The following is an 18264-nucleotide window of genomic DNA, read 5'->3' as shown; positions in this document are numbered from 1 at the left end:
AAGAGTTACTTGTCGCCGAAGTGAATCACGGTACGGATGGACTTACCTTCATGCATCAAATCGAACGCGTCGTTGATTTGCTCCAGCGGCAGGCGATGGGTAATGAACGGGTCGAGCTGAATTTTCCCGACCATTGCATCTTCCACCATGCCCGGAAGCTGGGTGCGCCCTTTCACGCCGCCAAACGCTGAACCACGCCACACACGGCCGGTCACCAGCTGGAATGGACGGGTTTTGATCTCCTGGCCCGCACCGGCAACGCCAATGATGATGCTCTCACCCCAGCCTTTGTGGCAGCATTCAAGCGCGGAGCGCATCACGTTAACGTTACCGATACATTCGAAGCTGAAGTCAACGCCGCCATCGGTCATCTCAACGATCACATCCTGAACCGGCTTATCGTAGTCTTTCGGGTTCACGAAATCAGTGGCACCCATTTCGCCTGCCAGTGTGAATTTCTCCGGGTTAGTATCGACAGCGATAATACGACCCGCCTTCGCCTGCACCGCCCCCTGGATAACCGCCAGACCGATACCGCCGAGACCGAACACCGCAACGGTGTCGCCCTCTTTCACTTTTGCAGTGTTATGCACCGCGCCAATCCCGGTGGTCACGCCGCAGCCCAGCAGGCAAACTTTATCCAGCGGCGCCTGTGGGTTCACTTTCGCCAGCGAAATTTCCGCACACACGGTGTATTCGCTGAAGGTACTGGTGCCCATGTAGTGATAGATCGGTTCACCGTTATAGGAGAAGCGAGTGGTACCGTCTGGCATCAGACCTTTACCCTGAGTAGCGCGAACCGCCTGGCAGAGGTTAGTTTTGCCGGATTTACAGAACTTACACTCACCACATTCTGCCGTGTACAGCGGGATCACATGGTCACCCGGCTTCAGGCTGGTCACACCCTCGCCGACTTCCACCACAATCCCGCCGCCTTCGTGGCCGAGTACCGCCGGGAACACGCCTTCAGGATCGTCACCCGAAAGGGTAAACGCATCGGTATGGCACACGCCGGTATGGGTAATTTTGATCAGGACTTCGCCTTTCTTCGGCGGAGCCACGTCGATTTCAACGATTTTGAGCGGCTGGCCGGGGCCAAATGCGACAGCAGCGCGAGATTTCATAATGTCTCTTCCCTTATTGTGAGGTCTGTGGGTTTATTTTAGATAAGAGCGCAGCAAATGGCCGACTTCTGCCATGCGAACGGCCCGCTGGTCCGGCGTTGTTTCCCCGGTCACCAGCTCATCTTTGAGGTGAATTTCAACCATTTCGCCCATCAGCCCATTCGCAGCACCGCGCACGGCGGCAATTTGCTGCAGGATGGCCAGACAGGGGTCGCCCGATTCCAGTGCACGCTCAAGAGCATCAACCTGCCCTCGAATGCGGCGGACGCGCGTCAGAATACGTTTTTTATCTGCGGGTGAATGCGGCATACGCCCTCCTGATACTATAGGGGGGTATTGTATCTTTGAAAGCAGCTTTATGTAAACATTAGGTTTGACGTGGTTATCGTGTAGTTAGCTGAGGGGGTAAAAGGCTCTTTCGGACATAAAGTAATTTTATACTCATTCTATTACCTATTTTTCTAAAATATTCAGTAGGTTACATGTCTACACCCCCTTATTCTTAGCCAATTGATAGGTACAACGTCGCACCAGGCACGCGAGCCCTGTTGCTGAGCAAACAAGGGACTGTAGCCATCACATTCCGCTCATTCATCACAATAAAAAAGGCCACCGAATGGCAGCCCTGGTCGCTAGGTATTTATCAATATCGTTTCATGGTGCCGACTGGCGTCCTTTCTGACCAATCAGGCCTCTCGCCAGCCATGATCGCACGCTGTTGGGATGGCGTCACAGACTGGGTTATCTCTGGCATAGCCTTGTATTCAGGTTTTTGAGGTGGGCTGAGAACCAGATCGGAACTACAACCTGTCAGCAAAAAAATCGCAAGAAGAGAGGAATTAAACTTGTGCACTCTATACCCTTCCAATGGGATAAAAAATTAAAGAAAGAATCGTGGTGTCGGGTGCATCCCAGTGACTCTCCCCTGGTACGCGAAGACGCGTGCATACCTGCGGACAGCAGTAGTCCGGAACGCCCTCTCGTCAGAGATGATTCACCACAGAAATAAATTATGTCGAATTTATTCCTTCGGTCAATGCATGATTGCTGCGAGTCGTCTCAGGATCGGGGGAATACGAGGTGACTTGATGGAGCCTTAAAATACCCCCCAAGGCAGTGTATCTATAATCAATCGTTGTGTTGAAGAGACTACGCTTTGCACACTAGAACACTTTTTGCGTAACGCACTAATTTTTCTTATTATCGAGGAATATCTTCATCGGAGTATGGGTATGAGTGAAGGATTACAGGTAGTTATGTCACCGGTTCAGATGGCTGCAGTGTTGTCTGATAAAACAGTAACCGAAGCAGAGACACTGCAGAATCGGTTGTTAGGCGGACTCGGTGTGGCAATGAGTACTGTTGAACTGGCCGGCGCGACAATTTTGTGCGCAGCACCAGACCCAACTACGCTGACTAAAGCAGCCTGCATTGTTGTTGGCGCGCATGGGCTCGATAGCCTCAATGCAGCTATTGACCAGACTATTTCTGGTCGTGATACCCGAACAGCAGCATACCAGTTAGCTGTTGATACAGCTCGCCGTCTTGGTGCTGATGAAAAGACCGCAATTAATATAGGTCTGACCGTCGATATTGCCGTGCCCGTAGCTTTTGGCCTTGCTCTCGGAGCTGTCCGTGTCGCATCAGTGCGCGTCGGAAGAATTAGGCTTATTGAGCATGAATCTGCATCTGGATATAAACCCGGTGGGCATACACTCTCTCGCCATGTAGGTTTAAGTGAAGCAGATCTCAGAACACGTATGGCTAACAGACCCACGCTATCTGGAAGCAGCACTTTTTATAACAGACGCATAGCTGAAGATGCCATTTCCCAGGCACTGAAATTCAATTCCTCTTATATAAATAACTGGGCCAAAACTGCGAGAACTGGCTCAAAATTGAACCTCGATTTTTTTGCAGGCAAAGAAGTTGGCTTCGGCATAGAGTCTGCGACTGGCCCCATAATCAAGTCATATAAAATGCGTGTCGTTCTTGAGTGCCAGTTGTATAACAACAAGCCGTACTACGTACTGACTGCATTCCCGGTACTGAGATAAATCATGATTAATAAATTTTTAGATCATCTAATGGGTGCTTACTTTAACCAGGATTACGACCTGTTCGGCGAGACGATCGAAGAGGTGATGGAAGAGTATTTGAAATCCGAAGGACCTGAATATGCAAAGGGACTAATTGAGGATTGCCATAATTTCATCAACAAAAATGATGATGTGGAACTGGAATTTCTTAACTTGTATAGGTTCGATTTTGACCCATCTTTATGGGGTATTACCGCAAAGCAGTTTCTCACAATGATATCGACGCAGGCTTCCCATTATCTTGATGTTAAAAAGTAGGGGCCTTTTCAGGCCCTTTCAGAGTTAATTATCCATCTCAAGTTAAATCCAGCATCGCCAAACACCCTGCGATAAAACCTTCTACCATCTAATACTCAGTTCGAACCATTCCTTCAGGCAACCAGAGCCTGCGTGCTTATGCGCGTTTGGGTATGTCTCTGACATAGGGGTCAAAAAGAAGATGCTATCCGCCGACGTACACCTCACCAGTCATGGCACACTTAGACATGTTGGGCACTGACCGCTCTTTCATCACAAGCCAGGTCGGGGTATACCAGGTATCTATACGGCATAAAAATGTTTGATGAGGAACATGCAGAGTTGCTGAACCAAAGGTTGGGGTTTGCCCTGAACGTTCACTTTCTTCGATTACGGGACTACAATTCAATAAATTTCATTCACATAGAGTTGATACGATGAGTACAACCCCCTTTATCCGCCCTCAACTTACCCTGCCAGACGGTGCCGACAAACTGCTGCTGCACTCCTGCTGCGCACCCTGCTCGGGAGAAGTGATGGAAGCCATCCAGGCCTCGGGAATTGATTACACCATATTTTTCTATAACCCCAATATTCATCCACAAAAGGAATACCTCATCCGTAAGGAGGAGAATATTCGCTTTGCGGAAAAACACGGCGTGCCGTTTGTCGATGCCGATTACGACACCGATAACTGGTTTGAACGCGCTAAGGGCATGGAATGGGAACCCGAGCGCGGCATCCGCTGCACCATGTGCTTCGATATGCGTTTCGAACGCACAGCGTTGTATGCGGCAGAAAATGGTTTTCGCGTCATCAGTAGTTCATTAGGGATCTCCCGCTGGAAGAATATGCAGCAGATAAATGACTGCGGCCAGCGTGCGGCAGCGCGCTATCCGGGGATGGTCTACTGGGACTACAACTGGCGCAAACAGGGCGGTTCCTCGCGCATGATTGAGATAAGCAAGCGGGAACAGTTTTACCAGCAGGAATATTGCGGGTGCGTGTATTCGCTCAGGGACAGTAACCTGCACCGCAAGTCTCAGGGCCGCCCGCTTATCCGGATTGGGAAACTGTATTACGGTCAGGATGAGAATGAGAAATAAAGGGTTTATGGCATAGAGATATATCCGAAAACAGGAGGATTTTGTGCCAATTTCCGCCCTGCGTCCCTTAAAACGCAAAAGAGAGGCTATCCTTATACTATCAACACAAGGAGGCAAAAATGACTGATTTCAATACTGATAAAAATACACAGTTTGCAGAAGACAAAGCGAAAAATAAACTCGATGAACTGGCAGGCTCAGCCCAGCAGCAGTTTGGCGATTTCGTTGACTCCCCTAAGCATCAGGTTAAAGGTGCTGCCAAGAAATATGCCGCACAGGCCAGCGACGCCGTTTCCGATGTCACTGAAGCGGTGAGAAACAATCCCCTGACGGGTTTAATTGCTGCGGGGGCGGTAGGTATTGTTCTCGGCCTGTTACTGGGTCGAAAATAAATAAAGGCCCTTCGGGGCTTTATTTTTGCGCTTTAGCTAAACAATCTGACCATGCGATCTAATTCGTCTTCTTTCACCGCCCGCGACAGATAATAGCCCTGAAAGCTTTTAACCCCAAGGGCGACTAATTTCTCAAACTTCTCTTCGCTATCCACCCCTTCAGCAATACAATCCGTACCGGTCATATCGCTGTATATCTGTATCGCTTTAATAAGATTATAATCATTATCATTCGCCACAAAATGCTCGACGATATCCCGGTCAAGCTTTAATCCATCAAAATGCACCTGCCTTACCGGGAACATGGTTTGATGGTTGGAAAAGCAGTCATCGAGAAACAGCCGGCACCCGGTATTGCGTAAACGCCGCATGGTTTCTGGGATCGTTCTATCCTTGGTCACATCAATATCTTCCGCAAATTCAAAGACCAGTTTGTCGGCCCACTGCGGATTGAGCAGCATCGCCACAGCCTTTTTGGCCATGTCGGGAAGTGCATTACCCGAGGCAAGTCGCGGGGGGATATTGACGGAAAAATAATATTTACCGTTATATTTATTAATACCTGACACCGCAGCATGAATCACTAGCGCAGTAATTTTTAGCCATATTTCCTGGCTTGAAATATCAGTAAGAAAATTAACTGGCTTGATAATTTTACCATTATTATTCCAGCGAATGAGTATCTCAAACCCCACCCCCTTCTTATAACGATCGGTTATGATCTGATACGCAGGGAATATCTCTCTTTTTAGCAATGCATTATAAATCGCCGTCTCTTTGGCAGAGAGACTTTCTTTTTGCGTTAACCGTTCCGTGCTTCCTTCCATTCTTAAGGCATGCGGATCTTTCAGCCAGCGTCGGATCTGGTGCAATTTTTTCACCCCTTCCTTACGATGAGTATAAACCGTTTTATTAGACAGCCCCATTTTTTCACACTGCTCTTTCACTGACATTCCGCGATAAAAATTTAATAAAACGCTTACCTCTCTTTCGGTTAAACCTTTTACGTTTTCCTGATAAGACAACCCCCAGTATTGGTCACGCAATGAACGTGAGTTATCCTTAAATACGTCATTATGCATACGAAAACAGGTCATAACATCAGACACGCTGGCTATACGAATCAATGAAAGCTGGAAAGTATTATTTAAAAGATTCCCCAGAGTTCGATACAGCCAGCCATCCGGCATTTCCCCGTACAGGGTTACCTTTCGAATAACAGGAAGTTTATTTAGCACGCAAGCGAGTCGCTTCAGGCTCTCCAGCAGAGAGACCACACCTTTTCCGAGAAACACCGAGATTTGAGCGTTTTGACTGCTAAGGATATTTTCCAGATCCTGCCGGGAAGGTTCATCCCCCTCAAAACGAACGTGCGAAGCGTCTATACCGTACTGTTTGAGTAACAGACTGTACCCCTGAAATGTGAAATGGCAGGTTGAGATGACAAATTTTTGCTCATAAAAAGCAGCATTTCTGAAAGAAATATTTTGGGTCATAACCTGCTCCTGGGCACAAGAACACATATCCCATTTGTGAATGTAACAAAATATAAAAAAACCCTGTTGTTGATAATAATTTTACAGTACACCATCAGGTTAAGAAACCGTTATCAACGTGACTAACGAGAACATCTTTGTGTTAATCACCGCCTGTATCCATATGCAGTATAAATATAAAATTCGCATCAAATAATAACGGTAAATATGTCAATCTCAAGGTATAATGAAAAATCCGAAAGAAGACTGGATACTTCATCTATCGGCTCATTCATATAAGAGACAAACGCTATGGATAATCATATCTCATCCAGGGCCTTGCTACATCGAAGGGATGTCATTAAAAACAATCCGCGATTCAGTGAGGCAATAACAGAGCACTACACCATTAATGACGCCATCTACAAAAAACAACCTTTGTTCTACAAAACGATGCTTCAGGAATCACGGTTCAACATTATTCTTTCCATGTGTTGTTTTATCTTTGGAAATCAGGCTGAGTCAGTATCAGAAATTAAAGAATTATGTTCCCGTTATAAAATAGCCAGCCCCAACAGTGTGATTGCGATCATCACCTTGCTCAGAACCACCGGGCGCATCAAGACCTGGCGCTGCAGTGAAGACAGACGCAAAACGAGAATCGCACCGACTGAAAAGGGACTTAATGAACTTAAACGCTACATGTCCGGCGCATTTTTGCCGGTAAGTATTCTTTTCCCAAAGTTTAATATCAACGTTAATCTGCTGGATAACGACATCCTGCGAAATAACTTTTTCCGTCGCGCAGCGGAATACCTTTTCAGGGGATTAACGTTCAGGAAGGTTTTGCCTGAAGTGGGATTGTTTATTGATAAAGACGGAGGGCGAATGATAATGTTATATCTTTACCTGCAGGCTATAAAAAATAAAACCGTACATGGCGCAGTCATACCTTATTCAGCCAACTTACTGGCTAAAGAATTTTTTGTTTCACGGATCCACGTCAACCGTATTATCAAATCGGCGCAAGAGGCGGGTTATCTTAAAGATCAGGGTGATGGCCAGATGTCGATTTACCCGGCGTTTATAGAACTGGTCGAAAACTATGCCGGATTATACTTCGCCTATGTGACTCACTATATCAACGTCGTTCCTAAAGAACGACGCCACGTTGTTAACGTAACGTCGACGGTATAATGTTTCTGGCGTTCGGTTTCCCGAACGCCCTTTGCTTACCGTTCCCGCAGTGCCTCTTTCGCCTTATTAAGCGGTTTCAACAGATAATCCAGAATCGTTTTATTGCCTGTTTTAATATCAACGGTCGCAATCATCCCCGGAAACACCGGGAAGGCTTTGCCTTGTTTATTGGTCAGATGGTTACTGTCAGTGCGAATATAGACCCGATAGTAATACACATCCCTTTTCACCTCATCCTGAAGCGTATCCGGCGAAATCATGGTCACCTCGCCCTCCAGCCCACCGTAAATGGAGTAGTCATAGGCGGTCACTTTCACCAGCGCTTTTTGTCCCGGATGAATAAAGGCGACATCGCGCGGCGAGATTTTCGCTTCAATCACCATCTGGTCATCAAGCGGAACCAGGCTCATCAGCTTGCCGTTTGGCGGAATCACCCCTCCCACGGTTGTCACGTCGATATCCTTAACGATCCCGCGCACCGGCGCATTGAAGGTCAGTCTGGTCAACGAATCTTCACGCCCTTTCATCACCGAACGTTGCGCTTCAATCTCCGCGTTCGCTTTCGCCAGCTCTTCACGGGCGCGAACGTAATACTGGTTTTTCATCTCGGTGATTTTGTTCTCAAGCTCATTTTTTTGACGCTCAAGACGTAACACCTCCACCTTACTGGCTGCCCCCTGCGTCACCAGCGGACGGGTCAGCGACAGCTCACGCTGCACCAGTTCGGCCCCCTGCCGTAACCCCGCCAGCCCTTTCTCAAGACTTTCGCGACGAGACTGATACAGCGCCGTTTCCTGTTTGACCAGCTCAACGTCATCATCCAGCTCTGCCGGAAAAGCCAGTGCCGTGTCGTTCACTTCGGCCTTTAGACGCGAGGCAGTTGCCAGCGCGGCATTCAGGCGCGATTCACTTTCCAGCACGCTTGATTCGGTTTTCGTCCGGTCAAGCTGTGCAAGCTGCTGACCACGCTCAACGATGTCGCCTTCACGCACCAGCAAACTGTGAATAATGCCCCCTTCGAGGGACTGGATCACCTGCTCGTGCGAAGAGGGGATCACCTTGCCGCTACCGGTGGTGACCTCATCAAGGCTGAACAGGCTTGCCCAGGTGATAAATACCGCCAGCAGGGCGAACAGCGACCAGGCGACCCAGGTTGACCGCGGCAAGCGTGGCTCCTTCAGGCGGCTGTTGACGCGAGAGAAATCAGTCATGCTACGCCCTCCTCTGCTACTGGTGTCGGTTTCATGGTCACGGTACGCTGTGAGGCTTTTTGCGGCGCCATACCGTGCTGGCGAAGAATTGCGTCGCGCGGGCCATCCATGATCACCTTGCCGTTTTCCAGCACGATGATACGGTCAACCAGTTCCAGAATAGGCAGACGATGGGTCGCGACCACCAGCGTCCGGCGCTTGCCCAACCACGGTTTAAGGTGCTGGATAAACTGCTTCTCACTCATCTCGTCAAGCCAGGCGGTAGGTTCATCCAGCAACAAAATGTTCGGAGAGGTGATCAGGGCGCGAGCCAGTAATAACGCCTGACGCTGCCCGCCGGACAGGCCCGCACCGCCTTCGTTGATAATGTAGTTGAGCCCCATTTTCTGTTTGCGGACAAACTCCAGCGCACCACTGTTCACCAGCGCCTGATGGATCTCATCGTCGGTGGCCAGCGGGTTGCCCATCAGAATGTTGTCCCGCACGGAGCCAAAGAACAGCCGCGCCTGCTGGCTCAGCAGCTGCATGTCGCGGCGCACGTCAGCCGGGTCCAGATGGTTCAACGCGATATTATCCAGCAGAATGCTGCCCTGCTGAGGCTCCTGCATCCCTGCCAGCAGCTGCAGCAGCGTGCTTTTGCCGGAGCCGTTGCGTCCGAGCACCGCCACACGCTCACCGGCGCGAATCTGCAGTTTGCTGATGTTCAGAACGGTGAGTTTTTCTTCATCGTCGTACCAGAACCCCACCTCTTCCAGCACATAATCCCCCCGCAGATGGGCTTTATGCACCTTCTTGCCCTGCTGAGGATCGTCAATCGGGCGCTGCATCAGATCGTCGAGTCCTTTACGCGCCACTTTCGCCGACTGCCAGCGGGAGAGCACGCCTGAAATTTGCGACAGCGGCGCGATGGTCCGCGACGCGAGAATAGAGGTCCCCACCAGCGCACCGGTGGTCATGTCCCCGCTGATAACCAGGTAGCACCCCACCAGCAGCACCACGGCATACACAATCGACTGCACCTCCTGCGTCCAGGTCAGCAACAGCCCGGTCAGCCAGCGCTGCTTCATGCCGACGTTAGCGGCAACATCATTGGTGTTATTCCACTGATTCTGGAAGCGCTGTTCAGCGCGCATCAGCTTGATGTCTTCAATGCCCTGAACCGCTTCCACCAGCGTGGCGTTACGAATGGCAGACTCGCGCATCCCTTCGCTGGACAGTTTGCCCAGCGGGCGCTGGACCAGCAGGCCCGGGATAAGCAGCAGCGGCACGGCAAGCAGGACAACCAGTACCAGCGGTCCGCCAATCATCCACAAAATGAACACAAACAGCAGGAAGAATGGCAGATCGGAGATGGCCGCAATGGTGGTGGACGTGATCAGTTCACGAACCGACTCCAGCTCGCGGATCTGGGCAATAAACGACCCGGTTGACTTAGAGCGGGCTCCGTTTTTAATCCGCAGCGCGTGTGCAAAAACGCGTTCAGAAATACGCAGGTCGGCGCGTTTACCCACCACATCCGAAATGTGCACGCGCAGCATGCGCATGATGAATTCGAAAACAATGGCGATCATCACGCCGCCAAACAGTACCCACAGCGTGGCTTCCGATTGCGAGGGCACCACCCTGTCATACACCTGCATGGAAAAGACCATGCCGGAAAGGGCCAGGACGTTAGCGACCAGCGCCACCAGCATAATATCGCTGTAGCGTCGCCAGTCCTTCAGGGCCAGCTGCCAGAACCAGTTTTTCTCATACGGTTTGATGTAATCATCCACTCGGGCATCCGGCGTGGACTCGAGCGGGCGCAGCACCAGCAGTCCTGTTAACCGTGAGCACAGCGCCTCACGCGTCAGCGTCGTCTCCAGGCCGCCGTCACCGCTGAACTGCAGGCTCACGTTGCCCTCGCTGTCCATGCGGTTAATGACCGCGATTTGCCCGCCGGTAAATTCCGCAAGCAGAGGTAAACGCCACGGGTCGAGGGAGACCGCGTCGGCCGCCACCATACGCATCCCTAACCCAAGCTGGCGTGCCATCTCTTCCAGCACCAACTGGCGTGGAGACTGGCTTTCATGGTTAATCGTGACCCGAACATGCTCTGCCGAGAAGTCCAGCCGATAGTGCTTCGCGATGATGAGCATGCCCTGCAACCAGGGTTCGTACTGTGGATGTGTCTTCATAATGTTGTGAAATCTTTTATCGCTCTTCGTTATAGCTACGCAAAAGGCCGCGAGGATCGCTCCTCGCGGCATAGTTTTACGCAATTAACAGTTGATGATTTGCCAGCAGCGTAGCCAGATCGGTCTGCACGCCGTTCAGCGTGACCAGCGTTGTGGGTGAGAACTGGCCGCCGCTACCGTCCAGGTCAACCTGGATTTCGGTATTGCTGCCGTTTTGCACCACGCGGATGTAATCGGTGATATTCCCCGCACTGCCGTCCAGCGTGGCGACCCCGTTCACATAGCTCGCTGAGCCCGTACCGGTGTAGCCGCTGCCTGAAAGCAGGTCGCGCAGGTCAATACGGTCCGTATCCGCCGTGCCTTCCCAGGTGCCTACCGTAAAGCCGTTCACCACATCACTGCCGTTACCGCCTGTGGCATTGGAGGCGTTGATCAACGTGTAGAGCAGCGTATCGTGACCGCCGCTGCCAATATTGAACGTGTCGTTACCGCCACGGCCTTCGAACTGGTTGTTACCGCTGTTACCGGTAATGACATCGTCAAAGTCCGAGCCGTTAATGCCCTCAATGTTCAGCAGGCGTGAGGTACCAAACCCGGTGTCCTGCGCGGTAGAAAGACGCAGGTCGACGGTCACGCCGGACGTCGCATTGCGGTAGTCCACCACGTCCATACCCCCGGTGTTGCTCCAGGTGTCGTGATCCGAGTGGGTCGTCCAGCCGCCGGAACCGTTATAGGTATACGTGCCGTCCTCGGCGATAAAGGTATCGTTATACCCGGTACCGGTAAGCGTCCCGCTGTGCCCTCCGGTTGCTGCTTCGGCAGTGAGGACGTAGCCCTCTTTACCGTTGCCGGCTTCCAGACCGCTCCAGGTGACGTTATCCGACACGCCATTGGTGATTTTCAGGATCTCGGCCGAGTAAGTTTCATTCGGATCCAGACCGTAGAAACTCACCAGTGCAGAGGTATCGTTCGAACCGATACCGGACTGGGCGTTGATGATCTGCGAGGCCACCAGTACGCCCGCCGCGTTATACAGATTGACCGTATTACCGTAGTAGGCGTTGATACCCTCACTGTCGACAATGTGCAGATGCATCGCCGTGCCGTCGGCAACGGTTTTGCTGTTTTGCACCAGCACCACTTTGCCGTTCTGCTGCGACACCAGCAGATCCTGCGCGCCGTCCCAGTTGTAATCCACGGCGGCCACACCGGTGACGTTCGCCAGTCCGGAAGCCAGCTGACTTGATGTCCAGCTTGAACCGTAACCGTTGTTGGTAAACAGGGTTGCGGTCTGCGATCCGCTGTAGGTACTGAGCTTGATGACGTCCATCTGGCCGTCAGCGTTCCAGTCCACCGCCACCGACAGATACCCTGCTGACGCGTTAGAGGCCTCAACCGCGCTCTTGGTGGTGGAGAGTTTCCCGGTACCGTCGTTGTAGTAGATCACCCCGCCGTTGTTGTTATAGCTGCTGCCCAGGTACAGATCCATGTAGCCATCGCCGTTGAAATCCGCCCACGTCATCGACGCCGCCGTGGTGGTATTCGCCACGTTTGCCACAAACACGTTAGTCAGGTTCTGACCGAGGGATAACGTCCCGTTACCGTTGTTGTTAATCACGGTAAGCGAGTACGCGCCGCTGCGGTTGGTGTGCTGAACCACATCCACGGTGCCGTCGTTATTCAGGTCAACGCCGGAGATTTCACGCATGGTGGTGAATTGTCCCCAGAATCCGGCGCCGCCATAGCTCCCATCCGGCGTGAGTACCCCCTTGTTGTTAATAAGATAGGTAATGGAGTCCGCACCGGCATCGCCATACGCAAGGTCCAGATACCCGTCACCGGTTTTATCGTAGGCAATGACACCGCCGTACCAGATAGTGGTTCCCATACCCAGTTGGCTGGCGTTGTAAGTGCTGCCATCGTAGGTCCACATCACCTGTGTAGACCCGCCGTAGGTGGTTTCAGTCGCAAAGATGTCCTGCGTGCCGTTACGGTCAAAATCGGCAGCGGTCTGGCTAACGGCAGGGTAGCCACGCGTATTGGTCAGCGCGTTCGCCGCGTAGGTTGAATCATCACTGCTGGAATAGGACTGTCCGTTAGCAATGATATTCCACAGGCCGCTGCTGTTCATGCCGACGGTCATGGTCGAGTTTTCGCTGTTACCCGCCGTGGTGGCCCAACTGGTATTCACCGTGGTGGTGTCAATCACCAGGCTGCCGCTCGCCGTCCCGGTGGTATTGCCGTTACCCGCGCTGCTCTTCACCTGTGCCGTTACGTTATAGCTGGCAACGCTCAGTGCATCGCTGTCCGGGATCTGCAGATACCAGGTGTTGTGATCCGGGTCGACCACCACCGCGCCGCCCGTCTGCGAGGTGTAGGTTTTACCGTTCACATTCACCACCAGGTACTCGCCGTTCACCAGATCCGCGGAGACCGTTCCGCTGACAATCGGCGTGGTATCCAATGTTGTCTGCGCGGTAATTGCCGCCGTGGTGGTCGGGATACTGGTATCGACGTTCAGTACAAACCCGTCCGATTCCGTATAGTTACCGGCTTTATCGGTTACCCGCAGGATATACGTATGATTGCCATCGCTCAGGCCGTTATCCTGGAAGGACCAGCTTGCGCTACCGTTCATCGTGACCTGGCCCAGCAGGATCCCGTCACGATAAAGCTGCACAATCTCACCGTCATCCGGTGCGCGGTTCAGCGTTCCGTTGATCAGCGGCGAGCTGTCATCCGTCGCCATCGCGCTGCCAAAGGAGCCCAGACGCTCACCTTCGTCATCGGTATAGCTCACCACGGTTCCCACGGTGGTTGGCGGCGTGGTATCCACCGTCACCACCTGCGATGAGGTTGAGCCCACGTTGCCCGCCTGGTCGATAATCCGCACCTGATAGGTGTAATCACCGTCAGCCAGATCGCGGGTATCGGTGTAGCTCCAGCGCTGGTTGGTTACCGTTGCATCTGTCCAGGTATTCCCGCCGTCCAGGCTAATCTGCACGCGTTCATCATTGGCCAGCGCGCTGCCAAGCGAGCCGTTGAGCGTAAGCGTGGTGTCCATGGTGATGAAATCAGTGCCGGACTGCCCGGTATCTTCACTGATGCTGTCAATGGTGATGCCGTACTGAGGCGCGTGGGTATCAACCGTGACCGTCTGCGACGTGGTTGCCCCGACGTTACCGGCCAGATCGACCACCCGCACCTGATAGTTGTAGCTACCGTCGGCCAGGGTACGCGTGTCGTTATAGCTCCACTGTGTGCCATTCACCGTCGCGTTAACCCAGGTGGTGCCGCCATCCATACTGACCTGAACATACTCGCCCGCACCGGGTTGCGCCCCCAGCGTCCCGTTCAGGGTGTATGACGTTGAACTGGTCAGGAAGTCGTTGTGGTCGAAGCCGGTATCCACGGTGATGTTATCCACGGTCACCGTAATCGCCGCATCCGGGGCGACCGTATCGACAGTCACCTGCTGATGGGCACTGGATCCCACGTTACCTGCGGCATCCACCACGCGCACATAATAGTCATAGGTGGCATTACCCAGCGTGCGGCCGTCCACGTAGTACCAGCTGTTACCGGTGACAATCACGTTCTGCCAGGTCACGCCACCGTCGATGCTGATTTGCGCATATTCGCCGTCAGCCAGCGTCGCGCCGAGCGAGCCATGCAGCGTTAGCGAGGTATCATGGGTGATAAAGTCGCTGCTGCTCAGGCCAGTGTCATCGCTGATGCTGTCAATGGCGATGGTTTTACTGGCATCGGGTGCCACGGTATCAATGGTGACCACCTGGCTGGTGGTGGCGCTGATATTGCCCGCATCGTCAATCACGCGAAGCTGATAGTTATAATCGCCGTCCGCCAGCGTGCGGGTATCAACCCAGGTCCAGCTCAGTCCGCTGACGCTGACATCCGTCCAGGTTACACCGCCATCGAGGCTGATCTGCGCGTGATCGCCACTCCCCAGCGCCGCACCGAGCGTCCCTTTCAGGCTGATCTGGTTATCGCTGGTGATAAAGTCGCTGCCAGACAAACCGGTATCCTGACTGACGGAATCGACCGTAATGGTCGTCGCCGCAGGCGCGGTGAGATCCACCACCACGTTCTGGCTGTCCGTTGCCCCTACGTTACCCGCGTTATCAATCACGCGGACCTGGTACTGATACGTACCGTCCGTCAGGGTGCGGCCATCGGTGTAGCGCCAGGTGGTGCCCGTGACGGCCAGGTCAATCCAGCTCGCCCCGCCGTCCACGCTGATCTGCGCTTTCTCGTTATTGCCGAGCTGCGCGGTCAATGAACCGTTAACAATAATCTGGCTGTCGTTGGTGATGAAATCACTCGCGCTCAGCCCGGTATCGTTTTGCAGGGCGTCGATACTGATCCCCATTGACGGCGCGGTCAGATCCACGGTCACGGTGTGATCGTCGCTGGCAGTGTTACCGATGGTGTTACTCACCTGGGCATGGATCACATACGATCCTCCATCTGCCAGCGCGGTCACGTCTGCACTGCCTACGGTGTAGTTCCAGCTACCGTCAGCCTGCACGGTTGTGGTGTAGGTTTTGCCGTTCAGGGTGATGGTCACCGTCTGGCCCGCAGGCGCGTCGGTGGTACCACCGACCACCAGAGGGATACCATGTTCAGCGGCGCTGACGATATCGTCCTGCGCAAAGGAGTGGATAGTTATGGTCGGGACATCACCGTTCAGCGTCACGTCGTGCGTCGCGCTGCCCGGGTTACCGGCCTTATCGTTCACCGTCGCCGTTAGGGTGTAATTTCCGTCGCTCAGGCCGAGGAAATCATGCCCCGGCACAAAGACCGACCACGAGCCGTCCGCCCCCACGGTCGCCTGATAGTTGTGATCGTTGAAGGAAACCGTCACCGTCTGGCCCTGCTCCGCCGTGGTGGTGCCGCTGATGGTCTGGCCTGCCAGCTGCTCAGCGTTATTGATAATATCGTCATCCGCCACAGTGCCGATGGTTACGGTTGGCGCCACGGTATCCACCGTCAGGGTGTGAGTGGTCTGTCCGCTGTTACCCGCTTTATCGTTGACTGAAGCGGTCAGCGTCAGCGCCCCTTCATTCAGGGCCGCCAGGTCGGCGGCTGGCACATCCAGCGTCCACGTACCATCGTTCGCCACCGTTGCGCTGTAGGTTTTACCCCCCAGCGTTACGGTAACGGTCTGCCCGGCTTCCGCGCTGGTAGAACCATGCACGGTCAGCGGCTGCTGTGCTTCTGCTGCATTTAACACGTCGTCGCCAGAGAGCGTATTCACACCGATCACCGGCGCGGTGGTATCCACGCTGATGCTGTGCGTTGCCGACGCGCTGTTGCCCGCGCTGTCCTGGGCAGCAACGGAGACAGGATAATGTCCGCCATCGGTCAGTGCGCCCACATCAGCAGCCGGCACGGTAGTCGTCCAGGAGCCGTCGCTCTGAATGGTGGCGGTGTAGCTTTTACCGTTCAGGGTTACCGTGACCTGCGTCCCGCTGGCAAACTGCGCGCTCGAGCCGTTAATCACCAGCGAGGTGCCTGCTTCTGCCGCGTTGATCACGTCGTCGCCGGCAATGGTATTCACGGTCAGCGCCACCGAGGCCGTGTTGACCACCACATCATGGGTCTTCGTGCTGCTGTTGCCCGCACTGTCGGTAATGGTTGCGCTGAGGGTCGCGGTGCCGTCAGCCAGCGAGGAAATGACGCTGGCCGGTACGCCCACACTCCAGTTGCCGCTCGCATCTACCGTTGTCGTGTACTGATGAGACCCGACGGTAATCACCAGCCTGTCGCCGACGTTTGCACCGGTTGCACTACCGCTGACGATCTGCGCCTGCGCATGCTCCACGCTGTTGATCACATCATCAACGGCGACCGCGTTAAAGCTGATAACCGGTGGCGTGGTGTCAAGGGTAATGGCTTTATCCGCGCTGCCTGGGTTACCGGCCGCATCGCTCACGCTAACCTGTACGGTGTAGCCGTTGTCGGCCATCGCGGTCAGGTCGGCCCCGGGCACATTCACACTCCACGTGCCGCCTGCCTGAACCTGCGCAGTGTACTGCTTATTGCCGAGCGTTACGGTGACCGTCTGACCCGCTTCTGCCGTGGTGGTGCCGGTGATGGCCACACCTGCAGACGCTTCGCTGGCGTTGATCACGTTGTCGCCGGCAACCGTATCAATCGTCATGGCAGGCGCGGTCGCATCGACGCTGTATTCGCGCCCTGCTGAGGCGCTGTTGCCGTTCACGTTGGTGACGCTCACCTGTACGCTGGCATCGCCGTCTTTCAGACCGGCCAGGTCAGCAGACGGTACCGTCGCCGTCCAGTTACCGCTGGCATCAACGGTGGCCGTGTAGTGCTTGCCGCCAAAGGTGATGCTGACGGTCTGGTTGGCTTCCACGTTGCTGGTGGTGCCGGAAAGCAGCAGATCTGCCCCTTTCTCCGCCGCGTTAATCACATCGTCAACGGCAATGGTATCAATGCTGATGGCGACGGTCGCCAGATCAACAGTGACGTCATGGCTGATGGTCACCGGATTGCCCGTGGTGCTTTGGCCTGCAACGGTAACGGTTACCGTTCCTGCCGGCAGCGCGCTTACATCCGCCGCCGGAATAGCCGCGTTCCAGGTCCCGTCCGCCAGTACGGACGCCGCATAGGTTTTGCCGTTCACCGTTACCGTAAGCATGGTCCCCGCTGCCAGCCCATCGCTGGAGCCGCTGACAATCAGGTTCTGACCCTGCTCAATGCTGTTGATCACATCGTCGCCTGCCACGGTATCGACACGCAGGCCCGGCAGGCTGGCGTCAATGGTGATATCGCGTTCGCCGGAACCGGTATTGCCGTGTCCGTTGGTGACGGTGGCCGTCACGCTCAGTCCGCCGTTACCCAGCGCCGTCAGCACCTCTGAAGGCACGTTGACGGACCAGGTCAGGTCATCCTGCACCGTCGCCGTCCAGCTGTTACCGCCCATCGTAACGGTGACGGTATTGCCCGCTTCGGCGTGGGCAACGGTACCGCTCAGGGTTTGACCGGCAGCCACTTCCGCCGCATTGATCACGTTGTCACCGGCCACGGTGTTGATGATAACGGTCGGCAGCGCGGTATCGACCTGCAGGTTCGCCGTATTGCTGACGCTGTTCCCCACGGTGTTCGTCGCGGTTGCGCTCAGGGTGTAGTTCGCCTCACCCAGCGCGGCCAGATCCGCTGCCGGTACCGTCAGGCTCCAGCCGCCGTCCGCCGCGGTTGTTGC

At 54.0% G+C, this 18264-nt stretch carries 11 protein-coding genes; 5 read left to right on the top strand and 6 right to left on the bottom strand.

All coding sequences use genetic code 11. From position 1 onward, the window contains the following. Positions 1-5: 5 nt before the first annotated feature. Positions 6-1124: an S-(hydroxymethyl)glutathione dehydrogenase/class III alcohol dehydrogenase gene (locus L462_RS16750; RefSeq protein WP_014169990.1), complete on the bottom strand. Its 1119-nt coding sequence runs from the start codon at positions 1122-1124 to the stop codon at positions 6-8. A 33-nt stretch (positions 1125-1157) separates the two neighbouring features. After that, positions 1158-1433 carry a metal/formaldehyde-sensitive transcriptional repressor gene (locus L462_RS16755; protein ID WP_014169989.1) on the bottom strand — a complete coding sequence of 92 codons (276 nt, stop codon included), beginning with the start codon at positions 1431-1433 and terminating at the stop codon, positions 1158-1160. Positions 1434-2356: 923 nt separating this feature from the next. On the opposite strand from L462_RS16755, the gene L462_RS16760 reads away from it, so the two are divergent. The 4 genes from L462_RS16760 to L462_RS16775 all read left to right on the top strand — a co-directional run bounded on the left by L462_RS16760 (position 2357) and on the right by L462_RS16775 (position 4958). After that, positions 2357-3181: an RNase A-like domain-containing protein gene (locus tag L462_RS16760; RefSeq protein ID WP_032679680.1), complete on the top strand. Its 825-nt coding sequence runs from the start codon at positions 2357-2359 to the stop codon at positions 3179-3181. A 3-nt stretch (positions 3182-3184) separates the two neighbouring features. Beyond that, a complete protein-coding gene (locus tag L462_RS16765) occupies positions 3185-3481 on the top strand; it encodes a contact-dependent growth inhibition system immunity protein (protein ID WP_050595736.1) in 297 nt (98 codons plus the stop codon). A gap of 416 nt (positions 3482-3897) precedes the next feature. Continuing rightward, complete coding sequence (locus L462_RS16770; RefSeq protein WP_020884202.1) at positions 3898-4566, top strand: epoxyqueuosine reductase QueH; 669 nt, start codon at positions 3898-3900, stop codon at positions 4564-4566. 119 nt (positions 4567-4685) lie between these two features. Further along, complete coding sequence (locus L462_RS16775) at positions 4686-4958, top strand: ElaB/YgaM/YqjD family protein (protein WP_014169987.1); 273 nt, start codon at positions 4686-4688, stop codon at positions 4956-4958. A gap of 32 nt (positions 4959-4990) precedes the next feature. Here the strand turns inward: L462_RS16775 and L462_RS16780 are convergent, their stop codons facing one another. Next, positions 4991-6454: an EAL domain-containing protein gene (locus L462_RS16780; RefSeq protein ID WP_032678121.1), complete on the bottom strand. Its 1464-nt coding sequence runs from the start codon at positions 6452-6454 to the stop codon at positions 4991-4993. Positions 6455-6745: 291 nt separating this feature from the next. Between L462_RS16780 and L462_RS16785 the strand changes: the two genes are divergently transcribed. Then, a complete protein-coding gene (locus L462_RS16785; protein WP_032678120.1) occupies positions 6746-7630 on the top strand; it encodes a MarR family transcriptional regulator in 885 nt (294 codons plus the stop codon). 35 nt (positions 7631-7665) lie between these two features. Here the strand turns inward: L462_RS16785 and L462_RS16790 are convergent, their stop codons facing one another. The 3 genes from L462_RS16790 to L462_RS16800 form a co-directional block, all read right to left on the bottom strand. Further along, complete coding sequence (locus L462_RS16790; protein ID WP_032678119.1) at positions 7666-8841, bottom strand: HlyD family type I secretion periplasmic adaptor subunit; 1176 nt, start codon at positions 8839-8841, stop codon at positions 7666-7668. After that, positions 8838-11018, bottom strand: coding sequence for a type I secretion system permease/ATPase (locus L462_RS16795; protein WP_032678118.1), 2181 nt, complete (start codon positions 11016-11018; stop codon positions 8838-8840). The genes L462_RS16790 and L462_RS16795 overlap by 4 nt, the downstream gene beginning before the upstream one ends. A gap of 76 nt (positions 11019-11094) precedes the next feature. After that, positions 11095-18264: Ig-like domain-containing protein (locus L462_RS16800; RefSeq protein WP_032678117.1), on the bottom strand; the 7170-nt coding region annotated here is incomplete at its 5' end.

Source organism: Enterobacter sp. BIDMC 26, from assembly GCF_000534435.1.
In the GTDB taxonomy this organism is placed as follows: domain Bacteria; phylum Pseudomonadota; class Gammaproteobacteria; order Enterobacterales; family Enterobacteriaceae; genus Enterobacter; species Enterobacter ludwigii.
This window is presented reverse-complemented; position numbering and strand designations above follow the sequence as displayed.

What these genes read in the sequence shown, in the direction of transcription:
- L462_RS16775 (WP_014169987.1), top strand. Translation starts at nt 4,686, where the DNA reads ATGACTGATTTCAATACTGATAAAAATACACAGTTTGCAGAAGACAAA.
- L462_RS16785 (WP_032678120.1), top strand. Translation starts at nt 6,746, where the DNA reads ATGGATAATCATATCTCATCCAGGGCCTTGCTACATCGAAGGGATGTC.
- L462_RS16780 (WP_032678121.1), bottom strand. Translation starts at nt 6,454, where the DNA reads ATGACCCAAAATATTTCTTTCAGAAATGCTGCTTTTTATGAGCAAAAA.
- L462_RS16770 (WP_020884202.1), top strand. Translation starts at nt 3,898, where the DNA reads ATGAGTACAACCCCCTTTATCCGCCCTCAACTTACCCTGCCAGACGGT.
- L462_RS16760 (WP_032679680.1), top strand. Translation starts at nt 2,357, where the DNA reads ATGAGTGAAGGATTACAGGTAGTTATGTCACCGGTTCAGATGGCTGCA.
- L462_RS16765 (WP_050595736.1), top strand. Translation starts at nt 3,185, where the DNA reads ATGATTAATAAATTTTTAGATCATCTAATGGGTGCTTACTTTAACCAG.
- L462_RS16750 (WP_014169990.1), bottom strand. Translation starts at nt 1,124, where the DNA reads ATGAAATCTCGCGCTGCTGTCGCATTTGGCCCCGGCCAGCCGCTCAAA.
- L462_RS16795 (WP_032678118.1), bottom strand. Translation starts at nt 11,018, where the DNA reads ATGAAGACACATCCACAGTACGAACCCTGGTTGCAGGGCATGCTCATC.
- L462_RS16755 (WP_014169989.1), bottom strand. Translation starts at nt 1,433, where the DNA reads ATGCCGCATTCACCCGCAGATAAAAAACGTATTCTGACGCGCGTCCGC.
- L462_RS16790 (WP_032678119.1), bottom strand. Translation starts at nt 8,841, where the DNA reads ATGACTGATTTCTCTCGCGTCAACAGCCGCCTGAAGGAGCCACGCTTG.